The organism is Gordonia sp. 'Campus', assembly GCF_022206305.1.
Classification (GTDB): domain Bacteria; phylum Actinomycetota; class Actinomycetes; order Mycobacteriales; family Mycobacteriaceae; genus Gordonia.
The window spans coordinates 71,163-91,810 of sequence record NZ_JAKOIW010000003.1 but is presented as its reverse complement, the minus strand read 5'-3'; the positions used below and the strand labels follow the sequence as shown (position 1 = coordinate 91,810).

13 protein-coding genes are annotated in these 20,648 nt (G+C 63.9%); 5 read left to right on the top strand and 8 right to left on the bottom strand.

Annotation, left to right across the window (positions count from 1 at the left end; all coding sequences use genetic code 11):
* Window positions 1–122: 122 nt before the first annotated feature.
* A complete protein-coding gene (locus MAY35_RS04155; protein WP_238419496.1) occupies window positions 123–446 on the bottom strand; it encodes a hypothetical protein in 324 nt (107 codons plus the stop codon).
* A 375-nt stretch (window positions 447–821) separates the two neighbouring features.
* On the opposite strand from MAY35_RS04155, the gene MAY35_RS04150 reads away from it, so the two are divergent.
* Window positions 822–1,424 (top strand): EcsC family protein, encoded by a 603-nt coding sequence (locus MAY35_RS04150; protein WP_238419494.1) that lies wholly within the window; start codon window positions 822–824, stop codon window positions 1,422–1,424.
* Window positions 1,425–1,685: 261 nt separating this feature from the next.
* On the opposite strand, the gene MAY35_RS04145 is transcribed toward MAY35_RS04150, so the two are convergent.
* The gene (locus MAY35_RS04145) at window positions 1,686–2,501 is read right to left on the bottom strand and encodes a hypothetical protein (RefSeq protein ID WP_238419493.1); all 816 of its coding nucleotides are present in this window, start codon (window positions 2,499–2,501) and stop codon (window positions 1,686–1,688) included.
* Window positions 2,502–3,027: 526 nt separating this feature from the next.
* Between MAY35_RS04145 and MAY35_RS04140 the strand changes: the two genes are divergently transcribed.
* The 3 genes from MAY35_RS04140 to MAY35_RS04130 are packed head-to-tail and all read left to right on the top strand — an operon-like array spanning window position 3,028 to window position 9,443.
* Complete coding sequence (locus MAY35_RS04140) at window positions 3,028–8,526, top strand: DUF3320 domain-containing protein (protein WP_238419492.1); 5,499 nt, start codon at window positions 3,028–3,030, stop codon at window positions 8,524–8,526.
* Complete coding sequence (locus MAY35_RS04135) at window positions 8,526–9,065, top strand: hypothetical protein (protein ID WP_238419491.1); 540 nt, start codon at window positions 8,526–8,528, stop codon at window positions 9,063–9,065. The genes MAY35_RS04140 and MAY35_RS04135 overlap by 1 nt, the downstream gene beginning before the upstream one ends.
* Window positions 9,066–9,125: 60 nt before the next feature.
* Complete coding sequence (locus MAY35_RS04130) at window positions 9,126–9,443, top strand: hypothetical protein (protein ID WP_238419490.1); 318 nt, start codon at window positions 9,126–9,128, stop codon at window positions 9,441–9,443.
* Window positions 9,444–9,533: 90 nt separating this feature from the next.
* Here MAY35_RS04130 and MAY35_RS04125 read toward each other — a convergent pair whose 3' ends face one another.
* From MAY35_RS04125 to MAY35_RS04105, 5 genes are all read right to left on the bottom strand, one after another.
* The gene (locus MAY35_RS04125) at window positions 9,534–11,483 is read right to left on the bottom strand and encodes an SIR2 family protein (protein ID WP_238419489.1); all 1,950 of its coding nucleotides are present in this window, start codon (window positions 11,481–11,483) and stop codon (window positions 9,534–9,536) included.
* A 142-nt stretch (window positions 11,484–11,625) separates the two neighbouring features.
* Window positions 11,626–12,183 carry a zinc ribbon domain-containing protein gene (locus tag MAY35_RS04120; protein WP_238419488.1) on the bottom strand — a complete coding sequence of 186 codons (558 nt, stop codon included), beginning with the start codon at window positions 12,181–12,183 and terminating at the stop codon, window positions 11,626–11,628.
* A gap of 362 nt (window positions 12,184–12,545) precedes the next feature.
* Complete coding sequence (locus MAY35_RS04115) at window positions 12,546–15,890, bottom strand: ATP-binding protein (RefSeq protein ID WP_238419487.1); 3,345 nt, start codon at window positions 15,888–15,890, stop codon at window positions 12,546–12,548.
* Window positions 15,887–16,765, bottom strand: a complete 879-nt coding sequence (locus tag MAY35_RS04110) for a DUF4194 domain-containing protein (RefSeq protein ID WP_238419486.1) — start codon at window positions 16,763–16,765, stop codon at window positions 15,887–15,889. Before MAY35_RS04110 ends, MAY35_RS04115 begins: the two co-directional genes overlap by 4 nt.
* Entirely contained in the window at window positions 16,762–18,276 is a 1,515-nt protein-coding gene (locus tag MAY35_RS04105) for a DUF3375 domain-containing protein (protein WP_238419484.1), read from the bottom strand. Before MAY35_RS04105 ends, MAY35_RS04110 begins: the two co-directional genes overlap by 4 nt.
* Window positions 18,277–18,415: 139 nt before the next feature.
* On the opposite strand from MAY35_RS04105, the gene MAY35_RS04100 reads away from it, so the two are divergent.
* On the top strand, window positions 18,416–19,531 hold the full coding sequence (locus MAY35_RS04100) for an alpha/beta hydrolase (RefSeq protein ID WP_238419483.1): 1,116 nt from the start codon (window positions 18,416–18,418) through the stop codon (window positions 19,529–19,531).
* Between the two features lie 238 nt (window positions 19,532–19,769).
* Here the strand turns inward: MAY35_RS04100 and MAY35_RS04095 are convergent, their stop codons facing one another.
* On the bottom strand, window positions 19,770–20,456 hold the full coding sequence (locus MAY35_RS04095) for a ZIP family metal transporter (RefSeq protein ID WP_238419482.1): 687 nt from the start codon (window positions 20,454–20,456) through the stop codon (window positions 19,770–19,772).
* Between the last annotated feature and the right edge of the window lie 192 nt (window positions 20,457–20,648).

Below are 20,648 nucleotides of genomic sequence, written 5' to 3'. Positions count from 1 at the left end.
CAGCCGTGTCCTCGGTCGTTAGGTCTGAGGTACGCGGTGCATATTCTCAGGCTGTCGGGGTCCGATCCTGCAGACCAGCTCCTTCGAGTGAGGTTCCCTGCGATAGCGCACAAATTGTTGAGTCAGTACAGCGGCTTGGGGTATATCCGCAATCGAGCCGGGGCCTCGTGAGTTTCGACGTGTACTGAAATCGAATCTATACCGGCGAACGCACTGTCACTAATCAGATGCGCTTCAGTTCCCACAAGCTGATCCTGCTTGTTGTACACACCTACAACGACCTGCACGGGGGAACTTAGCGAGGCAGAAGCACCGATCACATCGCAGTTGACAGTAACGCCCACCTGGTAGTCGTCTCGGTCGAACGTTGCGTACAAGGCCTCGAACGACAAACCCATCTTCTGCTCTACCGCGGGGAGTCGCTCGATGCGCTCAGTGATCTCCATGGCAACTCTTTACCACGCGGCAGACCTAGTCATCTCGCCTTCGCAGGCATTAGCCGGGTGTCGTCTCAAAGTTGCAGGGTTCGATCCGAATTCGTGGGTGAATGGAGATGGCCGAACGAGGGTGCTGCGTCACCTTGTCGGGGTAGGCGAACTGGCTCCCGTTGCGCGGCGACTCAGGCGTGCCCTCGGTATGCCGCCATCCGGTGTGTAACAGGACAGGAAGCCCACGCGATTACGCGACGGGGCCCGGTTGTCGGGACCCCATGATTCGCTCGGCCTGCCGACGTCAGTTCTACATACCCCCGGAGAGACATGCGTAAGAACGCCGACCCATCGTCCACGACCACGCCTTCTGAGAGTGACTCGTCACGCGCATTGGAGCTCACCGAGAAGATCCTCGGCATGGCTGTCACGGGGGTCGGACCGTTCAAGTCAGCAGAGACGGTTGCCGAGGAAGTGCTCCGTACTCACAAGGATCCCGAGGTCGCGATCCAGAGGCTACTCGCGTCGCACCGACGAGTTGTGGGTGCGACCGGATTCGCAACCGGCGTCGGAGGACTCGTCACCATGCCGGTCACAATCCCTGCCGACGTGACCACGTTCTATGCGAACGCGGCCCGTATGTGCGCTGCTATCGCTCACATACGCGGATACGACATCACATCGGACGAGGTGAGGAGCGGGATTCTGATCTCGCTACTCGGTGCGAGCGCAGGTGCCGCGGTGGGGGCCGTCGGAATCGAGATCGGCCACAAGATCGCAATCGCCCAACTGACCAGGCTCCCGGGGTCCGTTCTCATCAAGATCAACAAGGCCGTAGGCTTCCGGCTCCTCACCAAGTTCGGAACCAAGGGTGCCGTCAATCTCGTAAGAGTGGTGCCGTTCGTCGGTGGTGGTATCGGTGCCGGCGTCAATGTCGTGACGCTCAACGGGATCCATCGCTACGCGAGCAATCTGTTCACCCCAGTCGGCCAGTAGCGGATACCGAACGAGTCAGAGACCGGACGCGGGTGATAGCTGCTGTGTGCTTCCGCGATCCGGTGCAGGACGAGCCACACAGCGGGCCCTTTCCGAGAACTGCCTCCGCGCTCGGCGACTGGGGCCCGCAGCTCAGTCCTCTACCAGATGCAGGACAGCCTTCGGTCTGCGAAGCAAGCTTCGTTGACTGCCCTGAACAACGAGACTCGTAGGAGAGGGGCGGCAGGGCGAAACAGAACTCGAATCCCCCGCCTCCGAGAGCTATTCGACCAGCCACGCTCGACTCTTCTCGATGGCGCGCTCGATCGCCTCCTGCCCAGGTTGCGACACCTGTGTCTCGATGAAGTCGTTGAGTAGTTCGGGTGCCGTCTCGCTACGCTGCGCAACGACAACCTCGTCCCAGGTCTCGTAGTCGCCTGGATCGTCAAACACGATCACGCCGACACCGTGATCGCTTGCAGCTTGCTTCAACGCAGTGAGGCGTTTCTCGTAGGCGGCGGCGAGAACGTTCCGGTGCTCGACCAGGACGTACGCATGGGTCGATGCGCGCCGGTGCGCCAGTGCTTCGAAAACTGCGATGGCATTCAGTTGAGCCATCGGCTTCACTTCGAAGGTCACCACCTCGAATTGCTGGTGAGGTACATGTTTGAACGTCTTCGTCCCAATGGCCACCAGGTCAGGACGCGTCCACGGCCCACCCGTCTTGCGGCGACCCTGAAACGCTGTTTCCTCGACGACAAAAGAGTGGAACCCTCGGTTCTCCGCCCATTCGTTTTGGAGCGTCTCTCGAATCGGCGCGTACAGAGCCGATTCCGCGACCGGAGGTCGGATCGTGGTCGCACCGGCTGCGGCGTCGATGGTGAGATCCTCTGCTATCGGAGCCCTGCGTAGGGCACCTCCCTGGCCAGGCGCCTTCAGCACAAGCTGCTTGTCGAGCAGCCCCTGTCGAGCTCGGCCGTAACGGTGCTTCGTCCAACCGAGTTGCCTCCGCGCTGTCGTGTTGCCGAGGGTGTCTCCGGCGTCTGGCAGCAGAACGAGCAGGCGATACTCATCAGTCGACAACTGGAGTTCGTACACAACAACTCCTCTCGCTTCGTCTGGCACCGCGCGCAGCTACTTCTTCAGGCAGCCTCAGTTGATCCTGCATTAGACGAGGGACCTGCGCTCGCAATTCCCATCAGCGGTCTCCGTCCGCGCCAGTCAGGCAGAGATCGCTGGTCAGGCCGGACGACGGGCCACCGCAGAGAGCACAACCAGTCGGTTAGCCCTTGGTGGCGAGCACCGGGGTGAGAAGGCGCAGCCGGGCGTTGTCGATCGAGCCCGACCCAATCGAGACGCCTTCCGCCCCGTATCGCAGACTGGTGCGACTGTCTCAATTCCAGGACGGCCGGGCGTCTCGCTTTCGTCCGTTCAGGTGATTGACATGCTCAGATTTGCTCTAGGTGGCCGGAAGTCGCTTACTGGCAATGCATTACGTCGGGGCCGATTCGATCCATTTGTCGGGGCTCGGTCATACTCTTTAGCGCGGGACCAAAGTCAGACAGTGGCTTCCCGCGGTCAGAGGAGACTGCCGTGGGGGCCGGCTCAGCGTAATGGGGATGAGATGGCCGTTGACGTCGGTAGTTCAGCAGACGAGTGCGAATCGTCCTCGGGCCTGGCGCCAGAGGACGACCTCGAGATGTCGCCCGCGATTGCACGGAAGCTCGACAGCACCCTGACTGCGTGGCGCGACAAGCTTCTGGCCATGGACAAGCGCCAACGGCTGCTCTACTTCAAGCACCTGAAGGCCGGAACGCTGGAGTTCGACCACGCGTCGCCACTCTCCACTCTGGCGACACTGGCGTCGACATCTGTCCCGGTCCGGCCGGCACCTGAGCCAGGAACGTCGCGGTCCGATCGCGCACTGTACGTCAAGGACAAGACCAACGAGACGCTACGGTCTTCACTTCGGCGCATCGACCAGCAGTCCAACCAGGCCTTCGCCGACAGGGGTGTGTGGACGCTGTACCTCGGCGTGCTCATGCTGCACTGGACAGATCCCAACGACACCTCCACAAAGATCGACAGCCCGGTACTGCTGATTCCCGTACGGGCCGAGAAGACCGGTGCCGACTCGCCATACGTGATCTCTCGGACGGACGATGACATCACCGTCAATCCAGTCCTTCAGCTGAAACTGTCGAACGAGTTCGGCGTCAAACTCCCCACCATCGATCCCGATGACGTCTCGTTGGAACGGTTCCGTGCTGATCTCGAGCAATCGATCTCACAGCATCCTCAGTGGCGTGTCGATTCGCGGATGGTGCTCGCGAACTTCACGTTCCAGAAGGAGGCGATGTACCAGGACCTCCTCGAGAACGCTGATCGTATCGCCGGCCACGATATGGTCCGGCTGCTCGCGCTGGGTCCCGACTCCCCCTCGTCGAGTGCCTACGGCTTCGACGAGCCTCCGCTAGAAGGTCTCGACGAGCGCAAGCCACCAGAGTCCATGTTCACCATCCTCGACGCCGACTCGAGCCAGCGCCGTTGCATCCTGTGTGCAGCCGACGGGCAAAGCTTCGTCATGGACGGTCCACCGGGAACCGGTAAGAGCCAGACGATCGCCAACATGGTCGCCGAGCTGATGGCGATCGGTAAGACCGTGCTGTTCGTCAGTGAGAAGGCCGCAGCGCTCGACGTGGTCCGCGACCGCTTGACCAACGAAGGACTGCAACACTTCCTGTTCGAGCTACACAGCCATGCAGCGACTCGAAAAGAAGTCGCCGCAGAGCTGTCCAGGACACTGCGCAAGCGGGTGCAGATCGACTCGACGTTCAGTGGCCAAGACGAACGAAACCTCGCCCGCGATCGACACCAGCTCACCGACTTCGCATCGGCGATGAACGAGATCGACCCAAAGCTGGGTTGGAGCCTCTTCACGGTCCTGGGCCGTCTCAGCGAGCTCGACCGCGGTATCGACGCATCGGTGCCATCGCATCGTCGTTGGGCCTCGGTATCCGAAGCCGACCTTGCAGAGATCCGCCAGCACGCGTCAACACTCGGACGCGTCTGGGATGCGGTTGCCGATGAAGATTCGTATCTGTGGCGGGATCTCAAGAGCGACCAGCTCGGTCCTGCCGAGGCACGCGAGTACGGCCGCTACGCGACCAGAGCCTTGGAGAGCGCTCGCCTCGTTCGTGAACGGGTAGCGGCGATCGATGCTGAGCTGGATCTTTCGATCGCATCCGACGTCGACGGCATTCAGGAACGTCTGAACCTGCTGGGTGCGTTGGACGATCGCCCAAGAGGTGTTCCGTTGTGGTTCGATTGCGAACGTCTCGATGCCCTTGACGAGCGACTGCGCGAGGCGCAAGCCGGCCTCAAGGCGATCGGGGCTCACATCGAAGCACTGGAAGCTGCCGGCATCCAGCGTTGGCGTGAGGTCCCCCACGATTTCACGGACGTCCTTACTCGCGGTGTCGAACACCCGCTGGTGCCCAGTACCTCAACTGCAAGTCAGTTGAACGTCCTAGTATCCACTCTCGACACGGTGACGTCGCACCTGGCGACGTTGAACCAGGACGCGGCAGACTTGGCGCAAGTCCTCGGCCTGCGGACGACGCCTTCGACCATCGAGGACGCGTCCGATGCGGCCCGGCTGGCCATGCTCGCAGCGGAGGCACACCGACCCGAGCCCGAGTGGCTCAACTCGGCTGTAATCGCTCGCGTCTCAGAGTGCCTCAACGTCATGGACGCGGTCGTCGAGCACGCCAACCGGCGGCAAGATGCACTTCGCGAGGTGTTCACGCCGGCGGTCCTGGAGCTCGACCTCCCGTCTCTCATCGTGCGGTTCCGGGAGACCCATAAGGGACTGAGACGCTTCTCGGGCGCGGCACGTGCAGATCGGAAACTGATCAAATCGGTGTCGGTGTCAGGGCGATGTGACAAAGAAGTGCTTACCCAGCTGGACGAAGCAGCCAGCTGGCAGCATGCCGTCGCCGACGTCCGCAAAGCCGAAGCGGTCCACGCCGGACAACTCGGCTCCCGGTATCAGGGACAGAGCACGGAGTTCGGGTCACTGCGAGCCGCCCTCGACAACGCCCGCGCAGCGATGAACCTCGCCGGCATGGACACCGACTCAACGGCCCTCGCCCAGCAGCTCTCCGCACACGCAACTCCGGATCCTCGTTTGATCCCGCTTGCTCAGCGCATCCAGTCGACGATCAGCTCACTACGCAGTGTTGTTCACAACCTCCCCAACGGGCTCGGTGACGTCGTCGACAACACAACTCCGGTTCAGACCATCGTCGACACAACGGCGGACGTCAGAACTACCGCAGACAGTGTGAGCAACGCCCTGTCACAGGTGAGTTCCGTCGCCGAACGAGACCTGACCGTGAACGCGGGCGCTCACCTGACGGCCAACGTCGCAGAGACTGTCGACCTGGAGGATCGTCACCGATCGCACTCGGATTCCGACAAGCAGGCGTTCGGGTCCCTCCTCACCGACGAGACGGATTTCGACCTGCTCGCGGCCGGAATCGACAACGCCAGGGCCGTACGTCGCCTCTACCCCGGCGAGATCGACCAAGCGTTGGCCCGGAGACTTGCAGAGAGCACAGCAACTCGTGCGGACTTGGCAGACCGTGTGCAGGACAACACGTCACGCGTGAACGAGATCCTCGACCTCTTCACCTCCGACCGCGCTGCCGAACTCAGAACCGAGTGCGAGGCAGGTATCGACGAGCAAATCGAGCTCATGCAGGACATGCTAGAGACCGCATCGTCGCAAATCGAAGACTGGTGTGCTGCGCATCGCGAGCTCACCTGGGCTCACTCGCTCGAACTCCAGTCCATCATCGGGGCTCTCAAACGCCTGCCGCGTATTCAATCTGACATCCAGGCCGCCATCGAGTACGTCATCCTCGAAGCCTGGGCGGATTCCCGTTGTGAGACGGATACACGACTCGAGGACTACAAGGCCTCATCTCGAGACGATTTGGTCCGTGAATTCCAAGAGCTCGACCGGGCGCTCATCGGTAACGCGAAGGCGAGAGTTGTGCAGCGGTGCAACGACCGTGCCCCAGTCAGTCTGGCGGGACGGGCCGCTCAGGTCATCAAACGCGAGGGCGAGAAGAAGAGCCGGCACAAGCCTGTTCGAGAGCTTCTTGCTGAGACCACGTCCCTGGTCCAGCAATTGAAGCCGTGCTTCATGATGAGCCCACTGTCGGTCTCGCAGTACCTGCCGTCGGACATCCGGTTCGACGTGGTGATCTTCGACGAGGCATCACAGGTTCTGCCGCAGGACGCCCTCAACTGTATCTACCGAGGCAACCAGTTGATCGTTGCCGGCGACCAAAAGCAGCTTCCACCAACCGATTTCTTCAGTGTTGCCGAAGACGAGGGCGACGAAGACAACGAAGCATCGGACTTCAAGTCGGTCCTCGACCTCGCGAAGGGCGCGGGCGGACTCCATTCGCTACCGCTGAAGTGGCACTACCGAAGTCGCCACGAGGACCTCATTGCATACTCGAACCACAGCTTTTATCAGGGCGACTTGCTGACCTTCCCGAGTGCGGTCTTTGAGGCGGATGACCTGGGTATCGCGCATATTCCGGTCGATGGCGTCTATCAGCGAGGTTCGAGCCGGGACAACCCGATCGAAGCCGCAAAGATCGTCGAACGGGTGGCCTGGTTCCGGACCAATCATCCCAGCGCATCGCTGGGCGTGGTCACATTCTCGGGCACCCAGGCGGACAGGATCACGCAGGAGATCGAAGCTCAGTCTGAGCAGAACCCTGCGCTCGAAGGTCTGCTCACCGACCACGATCGACTCGACGGCTTCTTCGTGAAGAGTCTCGAGAACGTTCAGGGCGATGAGCGCGACATCATCCTGTTCTCGATCGGGTATGGACCTGACGAGGTCGGCAAGTTCACCGCCAACTTCGGACCGCTCAACCGCGACGGCGGGTGGCGCCGCCTGAATGTCGCAGTCACCCGCGCACGTAAGCGGATCGAGATCGTCTCGTCGTTCACCGCCGGGCAGATGCCGCCGACCTCCAATCCCTCGCTCCTCCACCTCCAGCGCTACCTCGATTTCGCAGCGCGCGGGCACGCGGCCTTGGCCATCGACGTCAGCACCGGCGAGGGCGGCCCCGAGAGCGTCTTCGAGGAGCAGGTCCTTGCCAAGATCAGATCGTGGGGCTACGACGCAGTCCCCCAAGTCGGTGTCGCCGGTTACAGAATCGACATGGCGGTTCGGCATCCGGAGCGACCGGGCGAGTACGTACTCGGAATCGAATGCGACGGCGCGGCCTACCACTCCGCACAAACGGCTCGCGACCGCGACCGCCTGCGCCAGCAGGTGCTCGAGGGTCTCGGCTGGCGGATGCACAGGATCTGGGGATTGAGCTGGTGGCGTGACCGTTCGGCCCAGGAAGAGCGGCTGCGTCTGGCCATCGAGGATGCGATCAACGGCAGGAATGCGACGAGCACACCCACCTACAACCCGACAACTGAATCACGTTCCAGCGCATGGGAGTTCTCGGAAGTCCCCGAGACCGTGGAGCGCAACTGGACCCGTCCGTACTCTGAGTACACGGTGAGGCCTGCTCGGACGCGGGATCCGAAAACGCTTGAGGGAATCCAGGACATGACGGACTTCTTCCTCAACGCCATCCGTGTCGAGGCGCCAGTACACCGTGACCTCCTCAACGACCGGTTCAAGTCAGTGTGGGGCGCGGCTCGTGTGGGGCACCAGATTCGTAGTGCCATCGACAAAGCACTGAAGCGGGCACACCCGGCGGGTCCTGACAACAAAGGGTTCTTCCGTCTCGACAATCCGTCGCCCCTCGAAGTCCGAGTGCCCGACGACGGATGCGGAGAACGTAAGGCGAGCCAGGTCCCGTCCGAAGAGCTCGAACTCGCTTTGAAGCAGATCGTGCTTGATGCAGTGACGATCGACGAGCGCACGCTCGTCAAGCAGGCGGCTGGTGTCTTCGGTTGGCGCCGTGTGGGTGCTGACATCGAGGACGTACTGGGCCGGTCGATCAAGCTTCTCTTGAAGACTGGGGTCTTGCTCCTCGATGGGCATGGCGACCTCAGCGTGGCCAAGGAGGCGTGATGGGGCAACAGCAACAGCGGAACGTGGTGATCAAGGACGGAGACATCTCAGTGTTCGACCTTCGGGACCTGATACTCCGACTTCCCACAGCGCAACCGATCACAGACGCCTACGAATCCGACGCGACTGCGCGTGTCTGGTACAGCTCGCAGCAAGAACACCTCGCGGGGTGGCTCAGTGAGTACAACGGCCCGGGTGCGTACAACCGAGCAAACCCCTCTACCAGTTCCAAGCACTTCTATAACCACTTTCGATGTGCGCCAGGATTGGTCTGGCTCGCCGAGGCTCTGGGTGAGGACGAACTCGTGCTGAGGGCAGGGGTCGAGTCGCTACGAAGCGCCGGGCCGAACCCCTCGTCCCAATGTGCAGCATTCCGGAGAGTGGTTCCCTGGGCACGGATCATGGAGCTGCTGGCGCTGCAACCCGAAGAGCTCCAGCTGGACCAGTCGCTTGGGCAGAAGATCAAGTCGTTCATGAAGCGCGTGCGGCTGTGGTCTTCGGACGAGCAGCGTCAGGTGAGCCGCGCGGGGCAGCATTAGTTCAGCGTCTGGCGTCATTCCGTCGGTCGTATCGACCAGGAGCTCCGAACTGAGATGAGCATGAACTACGACCAGCTCCTTATCGAGTGGGCGCATACCTACAACGGTTACGAGCGTCTGGCCGCCGGCCCGGGCGAGCTGTTTGAACTCCTGGCTCCGCTGCGGCACGAGTTCGATCAACATGGGATGGTGCCGGATTGGGCAGGGATCGACCTGCTTCGAGGGTGGGCTTTCTATCTCGTTCGTGCGCATCGGCACAGCGGGGGCTACGAACCTTTCACGGTCGAGTATCCAGAGGTCTTTGCGTTAGCGGATGCCATCGATAAGCACTCTGCCGTCACTGATTCAGACCGACCACCGCCACGACCTGCCAACTGATCGAAACGTCGGACGTACTCAGGCACGACTCGATGTATCGCGTGTCTGGGCGCGATCGCGAGGACCGCTCCTGGGCGGCCACTGCATTCCTTACTGCGCGGCCTCCGACGACAGCTGCCTCCTCAAGCTCTCTACTTGGGATGCATCCTCGACATCTTCGGCAATCAACTTGATAAGCCGCTCGACGGCTTCCTGGGCGAAAACCGAGTCCCGGCGCACCATGTTGTACAGATTGACCGAAAGGCCGGCACGTGCGTTCCGTGGAATCACGTCCTGCACCGTGGGAGAGCTCGGCAAATCGCGGATTTCCCACCATGACGAGGTGCCCAATGCAAACCACGGATCCACCGGCTTGGGAGCACTCTCCGCGATACGGAACGGCGACAGCAACTCGGCCAGTTCGCCGCGTGCGTCCTCGTAGCTGGTCAGACGTTCGTGTCCGTGCTCGGCTCGGGTGACCGCCCACAGGAGTACCACGTACTTGTACGCGGCTCGTCGCCCATTCTTCGATGCTCGCATGAGTTGCTCTAGTTCCGTCAGTAGCGTTCGTGACTCGTCCCAGTGCGGGTCCGCACCGAGCTCAGCGAGCTTGTCGCGAAGTGGGCGGAGCTGCGTCCGTGGGCTCGATTGAACGTGAGAGAGGACTCCTCGAACCTCACTGGCGGCGGTCTGGTCACTGGACTGAAGCAGCCCGCGGAACCTCTCATCGAGCAGCCACGATTCGTCCTGTGCGGCATACATGGCCACGGCGTCGAGGAAGATCTCCATGGCTCGCACGCGGGCAACCATCCCGTCTGCATCGCAATGTAGCCAACGGAAGCGGGTGTTCCAGAGTTCGGCTCGTGCCGGCGACTCTGAGACATCGATGAACGTGCCGAACGAGTGATCGCGGCTCAAAAAGTCGTCGACCTCGATCGCCAATCTGATGACGTTGTCGTCGGACATGGATGTGCCGACGACAAGCACGTGCCGGGTCATCATCAAAGCCTGGAGAAGCGAGCCCGCGGGCCGGAAGTTTGCGTCATACCGCACGAAGCTTCGACGGGTGAGAACGACGGACTCAGGTCTACCGACTTCGCCGTGCATCTTGAGCACCCATGGTCGACGGGGTTGGACCGCTTCCCAGGGGATCACCGTCGGCCTCAGTTCACCTGTCGCCTCGACCGCATCCTCATACAGTTCGTCGTAGTTGGTGGTCACCACCTCGCGACAACGAAGTCCCGCCAGGAGGGAATGCGCCAGTGAGACCTTCTTGGCGCGTCTCACTATTCGTGCGATCTCGCTGCCCAAGTTGTCGCCCAACCGCAGAGAGATCAACTCCGCCTGGTCGAGCGGACTGTCTTTGAGATTCAGCAGTGCCTTGGCGTCAACGCCAGCCTTCGATCCCAGCTCTTCTAGGAGATCTTTCCAACCCGGAAGACCCGCAGACATGCTGACCCCTGCACCAAGGAACAGCGCGAGGTCGCCATCGCGTGCCCGGATACCGAGATCTTGCGCGAAGCGGAGCTGTTCAGGGGTGAGCTGCCAATGGACAGCGGTCGCTGTTCTCCGGAAATGTTGAACTGCGCTGTAGACGGACCGGTCAGGGGTCACCAGAGCCACATCGAGTGAGAGGTCGGCCGCCACGCTCCGCAGCAACGTGACGAGGTCTCTGATCACCAGGCCCTTGAGACCTCCCTTCCCTCCCCCGGCTGTGCCGAAGACGGGCATAGCCACCACGGGTGGACGTGGTCCCCTCGGCTCGAACGCGCGAGCTACGTCGGCCAGGACAGCTCGGAGGCGATCAGCCAACTGGGCGCCAACGGCTGCGGAGTGGTCGATGACGTTCACGAACCAGTTGTGCCCGCCCTGGGCGTCGCGACAAAAGGCCTTGTCCCAGGTCTCAGGCTTCGAGGGTGGCTCACCGCCGAAGAGCGGGTACCAGTGCGGTTCGACTCTGAAGTCTGCGTCGGTTGGCACCACGACTGCATCAGCGCCCAGGGCCTCAAGTCGTCCGTGTACGACGAAAAGATGGCCGGATTCGTTGGCGGCGTTGCTCATAGGTTCACTTAATCAGACACGTCGCGCGGCAGTTCAGCGTGTGTCTGGACTCTTTGGTTCAGTGGCGTAGCAGCCAAATGTCGTCAAGTGACCGCGACGCGTTGCAGGACGTCTGATGTGTCAAAGAAGCACGAGTCGGTGTCTACAGCCTCACGTCGATGGCCCGGGGACGATTCCCGAGACGCGCGAGGAGCTCGTCGCTGAACTCGATCGAGAGCGTCGGACTGTTGATGAACGACAGAGAGGCGTAGTTGCAGTAGCCGAAATGTTCGTGGGGCCAGTTCCCGATCAGATCGACGTGTCCGCACTTCGTGCAGGTCACGGTCGATTCTGCCCGCGATTCGTACCAGTCGAGTATGAGTGCACCCGCTGCGCTGCCGTCGAAGTGCTGGTGGCCGCACCGAGGACACGGCGGACCTTCGAAGCCACCGATGTTGTGAGACATCTGCCAGCCCTTCTTGATCCGCACGCCGAACAAGATGTACCGACCTCCGGCGACGGCGCCGGGTTCAATGCATTCCGGGTCCATGGCATCGGCGAATCGCGGGCCTTCGCGGAAAGTCCCATAGAACCTGTCCGGCTTCGCTGATGGCGCGATGATCTCCTGTGCGAACAGCCAATCGATTTGCGCATCAACAAGATTTAACGCTTGATTCCCGTCGGCGTCGAGGCTCATGAACTCGACCCAGTAGCCGGACATGTCATCAACCTAGTCGGCGCGCAGTCCCAAGCCCGGACGCAGATGCAAACTGCACCAACGCGTCCCCATGTGCGTTAGGTGCCCGCGGCTCGAGCGCATCTTGTGGGAACCACTAGTGGGTTGAGGGTGTAACCGCCCGAGGTCTGGTCGCCAGGTGGTTTCGACACGCCTCCTCGCTAGCGCTCGTCGACGGCTCAACCAGCAGAAGGGCCGATCTTGGACGGCTCAACCAGCAGTTGGGGCGGTCTTGGACGGCTGAGCTAGCGCAGAGACGCCTTAACGATGGCTCAACCAGCGAGTGGGTACCTCGCGGGCTGCTCAACTGCGCAGGGATGCTCGTCGAATCTTCAGCTAGTACAGCGCTAGACGGGCAGCTGACTCCCCGACCGCCGCAGCTCCGAGAACGCCTTGATCCCCGTTGATGTAGCGGTAGCCACCGGCCGCAACTCCGGCCCAGCCTCGGTCTTCGACACCATCACTACGTTGTCGACGTACGGCTGGATCGTGCTGGTGTTCTGCACGGTGGCGACGATGATCAGCTGGAACCCGAACTTACGGAACGCGCTCAATGCCTGCTGTGCGAACTGCGGGTCGGACTTGGAGAACGCCTCGTCGAGCATCAGCTGGGCGAAGATCGGCCGGTTGTCGTTGCCGTGGGGGCTGGCGAGGTTAAAGCTCAGCGCGCCAGCGAGACAGAACGCCATCAGCTTCTCCTGCTCGCCGCCGGAGTTGTCGCCGGCGTTCGAGTAGGTACGGATGGTCTCCCCCGACTCGGCGTCGTGCTCCTCGCAGTAGAAGTCGAACCGGTTGCGCACGTCAAGAGCGTCCCGCGTCCACTGGCGGTCCTCCGGGGTGTTGCCGGCGAGGCGTTCGCGCAGCAGAAGGATGTCGGAGTACTGCTCGAGGATGGCCTGCTCGTCGCCGAAGCTGACCGCCGTCGCGCGATTCGAGATCTGGCGGGCCTTCTCGGTCAGCTCCTCGACCGCGGCCAGCTTCTTACGGCCGGGTCGTAGCCGTAAACGGGTGCCTCGGTTGAACGCCACCGCGCCGAGGCCGGTGTTGACGCGCTCGATCTGCTCGACAATGCGTCGTTCCTCGGCGTCGGCCGCCATGTGCAGACCGAGGATCGCGCCCGGCGCCTGCTCGGTGATCAGACGGCGCATCCGCTCGTAGGCGGCGGGTAGCTCACGCTCGTCGATGCGGCGGCAGACGGCGACATAGTCGTGCAGACGTTCGTCGAAGTCGTCGCTGTCGTTCGGGATGGCGTCGGGGAACTCCTCGTCGTAGGTGTCGAGGATGCGGGCCAGCTCATCGCGGGAACGTCGAGCATCCGAGCGCATACGGTCGCGCTCGCGGCTCGCGGCCTTGACGATCTCCTGGCGGTACGGCTCCGGGTTGAGTACGTCGAGAGTTGCCGAGAGGTCCTCGCGGAAACCGTCGAGGGTCTTCTCCGCCTGGGCGGGGACGTCTTCGGGCTTCAACCGGTCGATGAGGTCGAGGAGCTGTGTACGACGGGAGTCCTGGCGGGCGATCTTGTCCTTGACCAGCGCGGCCTGCGAAATCGCGTTGCGCACCTGCTCCCACAGGTCTTCGGCCTTGCGCTGCAACGCCTCAACGTCGGGGTTTTCCTCGATCAGCAGGTCGTACTGATCGGTGAGCTGGTCGACGCGGTCATCCACGGAATCGACGTCGATCTCGTTCCACTGCGTGAACTGGTCGCACACACGGCGATACGCATCGCGACGCTTCTCCTTGGCGCTCCGCTCACGGTCGAGCTCGGCGCAATCCTGGCGGGCATCCTCGAACGCCCGCTCCTCGTAGTCGAGTTCGTCGCGCAGCGCGGCGATCTTCGACGCGACGTCGCCGACAAAGATGTACTGCGACCGGCGCAACTGCTGGCGGTCATCCTTCACCGCGAGCTTCGCCGAATCCTTGCGCAGACCCTGGTCGGTGACGGCCTTCGCGTACTGGGAGAACTCACCCGGGCTGTCGACGCACATGTGGTTGCCCAGCTTCGACAGGACCGTCATCGCCTCGGCGGCGCACGGGTGCGCGGAGTCGACAGGACGCAGCTTGGAGGCCAGGGTCCCCGGTTCCAGAACGGGCATCGGGCGGGAGTCGGCCTGGTGTAGCTGGATCCGGCCGCGCATGTCGTGCGAGTTCACGAACCGCAGGGCGGCGCGGAAGTGCTTGTCGGGGACCAACAGACGCAAGCCGACGTTGCGCAGGACCTTCTCCACGGCCAGACGCCAGCGCTCTTCGTCGGGGTCGAGCTCGACGAGTTCGGCGACGTACTTCAGCTCGGACTCGTCGATCTGGAGTCCGTGGGCGATGGCGCGGCGCATCTCGTGTTCGGTGCGCGGCAGCGCGGAGCCGGCGTTCTCGACGCGGCCGAGCTCCTCCATCGCGGCGTCGCGGCGGGTACGAGCAGCGACCTCGCTGGCCAGCGCCTCGGCATAGTGCGCGCGACCGGCGTCGAGCTGACCGTCGATCTTGGCCGCCTCCTCGGTGAGTTCCTCGCGGAGCAACCAGAATCCCTCGGCCCGGGTGGGCGGGGTGAATCCGAGCGCGGAGACCTTGTCCTCGTACGCGTTGCGTCGAGCGGTGACCTCGGTGCTGAGTTTCTGTGCACCACCGAGCTGTTCGCGCAGCGGGGCGAGATCGCCGGTGGAGGTGGCGATCCGGGACAGCAGCAGGCTGTGGTCCTGGCGGAGCTGGTCGTGCTGGGTGGTCAGCGCGGCGAGATCACCGTCGAGGCGGGTGATCTGGTCGTCGAGGTCGGCGACCTCGGGCTGCGCGTTGTGGATCCGCAGGTTGTTGACGTAGCTGCGGATGGTGGTGTTGTCGATGGTGTCGAGGACAGAGAAGGTGGCCGCCTCCCCCGCGTACCGCTCGTGCACCTCCTCGATGTTGCCGAGGATGGTGCGCTTGCGGCGCGCGACGTCGAGCAGTTCGCGTGCTTCGACGAGCGGATCGATCTGGTCGAGGGCGTCGGCGATCCCGACGATGCTGGTCGGGGCGTCGAGCATGAACTCCCGCACGAACTGCGCGAGCCCGCCGACGCTCTTGAGCGACTTGGCTTTTCCGAGGAGCTGCTGCGCGGCGTCGGAGCCACGGATCCCGATGAGCGAGTACAGCGTCGAGAGGTACTTGCCCTCGCCAGGTCCGCCGCGCCAGCCGCGGTCGCGGAACTTGGCCGAGTTGTAGTTGTTGGCGGCCCACTCGTTGCAGGCCTCGACGATGTCGGCGTCGCCGTCGTAGATGAAGTACGAGCTGTGCGCGTCGGTCATCTTGCCGGCGGCCAGCCATTTCAGCACCAGACCGGTGATGGCCTCGCCGGAGCTCGAGGTGTAGGTGACCGAGATGGCCGCCCACGCCGGCCCGGTGCCGCGCAGGTACATGATCTCGCGGTGGGCGTTGGTGCCGTCGCGCCGCTCACCCCAGGCGCCGCGCACGTACTTGCCGACTGTCCGCTTGCCGCTGGACGATCCAGCTGCCGTCGCATCACCGGAGGCGTTGAAGTTGCGTCGATGATCTGGCAGGAATGCCAGCGAGATGGCGTCGAGCAACGACGACTTGCCGCTACCCGACGAGCCGGTGATCAGAGAACCGTTGGAACTGAACGGGATCGAGTGATACCCGTCGAACACGCCCCAGTTGATCAGCTGCAACCGGGACAGGTGGTACTGGTCGACCTGCCCGCTCACCAGTCGTCTCCTTCATCGTCTCCGTACGCGTTGTCGAGGTCGGCCGCGTCGTCGCGCTCGGCCGGCTCGTCGGCGAGGTCCTCCGGCGGTATCTCGCCGGTGTCACCGGAGCCGATGAACTGCTCGAATTGCCGTTGTAGGTCGGTGATCACCGACGCCGTCATCACCGCGGAGATCACCGGGCTGACGATGAAGGTGTCGGCGTCGTCGCGCTGCTTGCGCAGGAACTCGAGCTCCTCCATCTTGTCGAGGGCGCGTTCGATGCGCTTGTCGAAGAGCGCGAGGTCGCGGTCGATGGTGTTGGTGACGCCGGCGAAGAGCTCGTGGATCTCCTCGCGGGTGATCAGCACCGGCTCGTCGCGTGCAGCGCGCACGTACTTGGCGAGGTGCAACGCCAGGATGGCGTCGTAGGTGTGAATCGTCTCCCGCTTGAGGATCTTTCGGCCCCACCGGGAGTCGTAGCCCGCCTGCTCGACGAACGCGACCTGCAGTTCGTCGACGATGCGCAACCGGAGGTCGAGTTCGGAGAGGCGTCCGCGCAGCACGTCCTGGTATTCGGCGACCCACGACCACAGCTGGGGCTGCCGGTCACCGCTGATGTAGCGACGGGTCAACAGGTTCTGCAGCGCCCAGCACGCGCGGTCGGGCAGCTCGCTGACGTCGCCGTCGAAGCGCGGTGCGCTCGGTGTATGCGAGGCCGCGCGGTTCGCGACGGTGGGCAGGTCATCGAAGCCGGCGAAGTCGTCGGTCTCTGGGGCGCCCTTCGTGGCTCGCTTCGCTCGCACCTCAGGGGGCAGAGAGCCAGCTTCGCTCTCTGGGGGCAGGTCGCCCTTCGTGGCTCGCTCCGCTCGCACCTCAGGGGGCAAGGATGTCATTCGGCGTCGACCTCCGCAGTCGGAATCGGTTCGGTGAAGGTGAGGTCAGGCACTTCGATGGCGTGGTCGTCTCCGATGAGGGACCGGAATCGCACGGTGGTCATGGGCACCTTCTCCCCTGCCGCTTGCTGTTTCGAAGCCCACGACCACAGGACGATGACGTGCGCGAGGTACGGCTCCTCGAGGCCTTCGATGACGTCGGCGAGGGCGACCGGCCCGGCGGCGACCGCGGCGTTCACCGTGTCGGTGAGTTCGGTCGTGTCTACCTGACCGGACAGCGACGCGAACGACGTGAGATCGGCGTCGACCGCCGCGGGCAGTGCGGGTGCGGACGGTACGTGCTCGCGGATCTCGAAGGCGAGCCGGCCGATCGAGTTCACCGTCGGCGCGGCCAGGGGTAGTTCGTAGCCGATGCGGCGGTCCGCGAGGGACGTCTTGAGCAGCTCGTTGGCGGTGGCGAGCGCGTCGTTGAGCTGCCGGGCGAGGCCGCGGCTCTGCTCGAGAGTGCCCGACGCGACGAAGCGTCGAATACGGCGTGCGCAGCGTTGCCGGGTACGGCCGACCTCGGCCATCTGCTGGGTGACGAGGCCGAAGAAGTTGTCCATCACCGACCGCAGGCCGGCATCCATGGTCGGGAAGTTGTCGACGATTGTCTCGATGTCGTGCTTGAGGCGTGCGCGACGCTCCGGATCCTGGATCATCTGCGAAAACGCCTGATACGACGCGGACTGCGGTGAGTCGAGAAGTGCCTCGTAGTCGTCGAAGAGTTGGCGCTGGCGGTCGCGGTAGGCGAGGTCGGAGTCGCCCGGGTCGTCGAGCAGGGCGGTGGTGATGCGGTCGAGCATCGTGCCGTACTGGCCGATGTCGGAGATGACCTGCTCCATCTGATAGCCGATGGTGCGGGCGGCGTCCTCGGCGATGCGCAGGTCGACGGGTGGTCGGCGTCCGGCATCGAGGTCGGCGAGTTCGGCGTCGAGATCGGACATCTGCGCCTCGATCTCGGAACGGATCTGATCGGGGTCGTTGCTAACCTGCCCGGCGACGCGGTGAAGTTCGGCCGCGATCCCAGTGATGGATCCACCGGTCGCGATGGAGTCCTCGCGGCGCTGACGTCGCATGAAGTCCAGAACCGAGCGCGCCTCGCTGGTGAGGTGGCACAGGTTGGGGGCGTTCGGGTCGGAGGGGTCGGTCACGCGGTGCAGCCAGCCCTGGCGGGCCCACATCTTGACGAGCTCGAGGCCGTTGGCCTGGTCGGTGAGTTCGAGGTCGGCGAGGTCGCGGTCGAGCCGCACCGTCAGCTCGGTTTCCGACAGTTTGGTGCCGTAGTCGAGGTGGCGTTCCATCAACGTCACGTAGAGAGCCGAGTTGGTGGCGGCGAACAGTCGGCCCACCGCCGACTTCTGGATCGTGCGGTTGGACTCCCACGCATCGGCCAGCGTGACCTGCGCGGACTCGGGACCGCTCGATGCGCCGGGGGCCTCGACCGGAGCCGGGAAGGCTGGAAACTCCATCGCCGCCTCACGGGGATCTCGGGGACTAGAGGACCCGGGTAGTCTGCCACGCGTCGTGGCCTCCGCCCCACCCGGTGGGTCGCGCGTCCAGCCGCACAGTGTCCAGCCGCACATCGGCACTCTCGTTACCCTGGGCGGCATGGTGATGGCTGATCGTCCGGAGGTCCAGACCGCGTCGGGGCCCGTGACCGCGCTGGCCGTCGTGGGGCTGGCGCAGAGCATGCTCAACGGGCTGGCACGGGTGCCGTTCCGCAAACCCTGGGCGGGGCCGTCGGGGCTGCTCGACAACCTCGGCCAGTCCGTCACCCGGCAGACGATCCGCGCGTTCATGGGCTACTCGATGGGACTGCCGATCGAGGAGTTCCGGTCGATGGAGAAGATCCTCGACGACGTGTGCCGCGTCGTGATGCCGCCGTTCGTCGAACTGACCGACGGTGTGGAACTGACCGACGACGTCGTCGGCGGCGTGCCCGGACTGTGGTGTCGAGCGAAGGCGAGCTCCGACGCTTACGTCGACGACTGTGACGACAAGCAGGAAATCGGCGCCACCATCCTGTATCTGCACGGCGGCGGATACATCGGCACGTCGCCGATCATGTACTCGGCCTTCGCCGCGTCGCTCGTGCGCATCACCGGTCACGAAGTGTTCATCGCCGACTACCGGATGGCGCCCGAATTCCCCTTCCCCGCAGGCGTTCACGACGCCGCGGACGTGTACCGAGGGCTGCTGGGCCGCGGCGTCGACCCCGACCACGTCATCGTCGCGGGCGACTCGGGCGGCGGTGGACTCGCCGCGTCGTTGGTCGCCTACCTGCGCGACCACGATCTCCCCCGCCCCGGCGCGCTGGCGTTGTTCTCCCCCGAGATCGACCTCGACCTCGACCACCCGTCGATCACCGAGAACGCCCAGTACGACATCCTGCCGTGGAACATCCCGGTGACCCCCTACCTGCACGGCGTGCAGCCGAACGATGCCCGGGTGTCGGCGGTCAACGGTGAACCCGACCCGTCGTGGTTCCCGCCGACCTTCCTTTGCTGGGGCGGCGACGAGATGTTCCGTGATGGGATCCGGGAGTTCGCCGCGCGGCTCGAGGCGTCGGAGGTGCCGACGCACGCCATCGAAGAACCCGGCATGTTCCACGTCTTCCCCATCCTCATGCCGTGGGCGGAGGCGTCGAAGCGAGTGTTTCGGGCGCTGAACGAGCTCGCGGACGGACACGTCGCCAGTGATCCAGAGGCTGCGCAGACCCACTAGGTTGTGGGTCGCGTTATGGGTGAGTGCTCGAGGGACCCTTCGTGACGGCCCTCCGCAAGCTCCGGGCCTCCTCAGGGAGCGGTGGGAGCTCAGCCTCCGCAAGCTCCGCGCCTCCTCAGGAAGCGGTGGGAGCTCGGCCTCCGCAAGCTCCGCGCCTCCTCAGGGAGCGGTGGGAGCTCGGCCTCCGCAAGCTCCGGGCCTCCTCAGGGAGCGAAGAGCGCGGGGGCAGCAGGAGGGCTCAGCCGAGGACAAACGCCAGCAAGAACCCGGCGGCGGTGGCCAAACCCACCCACCAACCGCCTTCGCGGTAGGCCTCCGGCATGAGCGACGTGGCGAGCACGCCGAGCGTCGCCCCGCCGGCGAAGGCCTGCACGATGCTGATCGCCGTCGGCGAGATCGCGTCCGACACCGCATAGCCCCCGACGGTCACCGCGACCAGGACGACGGCAGTGAACAGCCACAGCATCATGGCCGACCGGCCCGACGCGTCGTGTTCGCGACGCATCAACGACGCCCCGCTGACCGCCTCGGGAAGGTTGCCGACCGCGATCGCGACCACCAGCACGAGCGACCCACCCGCAGTGAGCGACACACCCAGAGCGGTGTTCTCCGGCACGCCGTCGAGAAAGACGCCGAGCATCAGCGCCGGGCCGATGGCGGCCGAGCCGAGTTTGGTCTCCACGACTCGATCGGCCACCACGTAGACCGCGGTGCCGCAGAACAGGGCGATCGATGCAAGCAGCGTGCCCGCTTGGACGTAGGCGGGTTCGAAGAGTTCGTTGGTGACCGCGGCGATCATCGTGCCGGCGCCGAAGGCCATGAGCGTTGCGAGGACCGGGTTCGGCAGATTCCACCGGATGCCGATCGCAGCGCCGATCGCGATGGGGACGGCGGTCGCCAGACCGTAGAGGACAGCGGTGAGCATCCTCCAAGAGTGTCACCACGCGCCGACGTTCGCGGGCCCTTCGAGGCTCGTCGCTATCGCTCCTCGCACCTCAGGGACCAACTGAGGGGCCGTCTCGGGGACCACATCCGCGATGTGCGATCTGCAATCGAACAGGTCACAGAATTGCGGATACCTCGGTGGACCGGTCTCGTGGGCGAGCGTTACGATGAC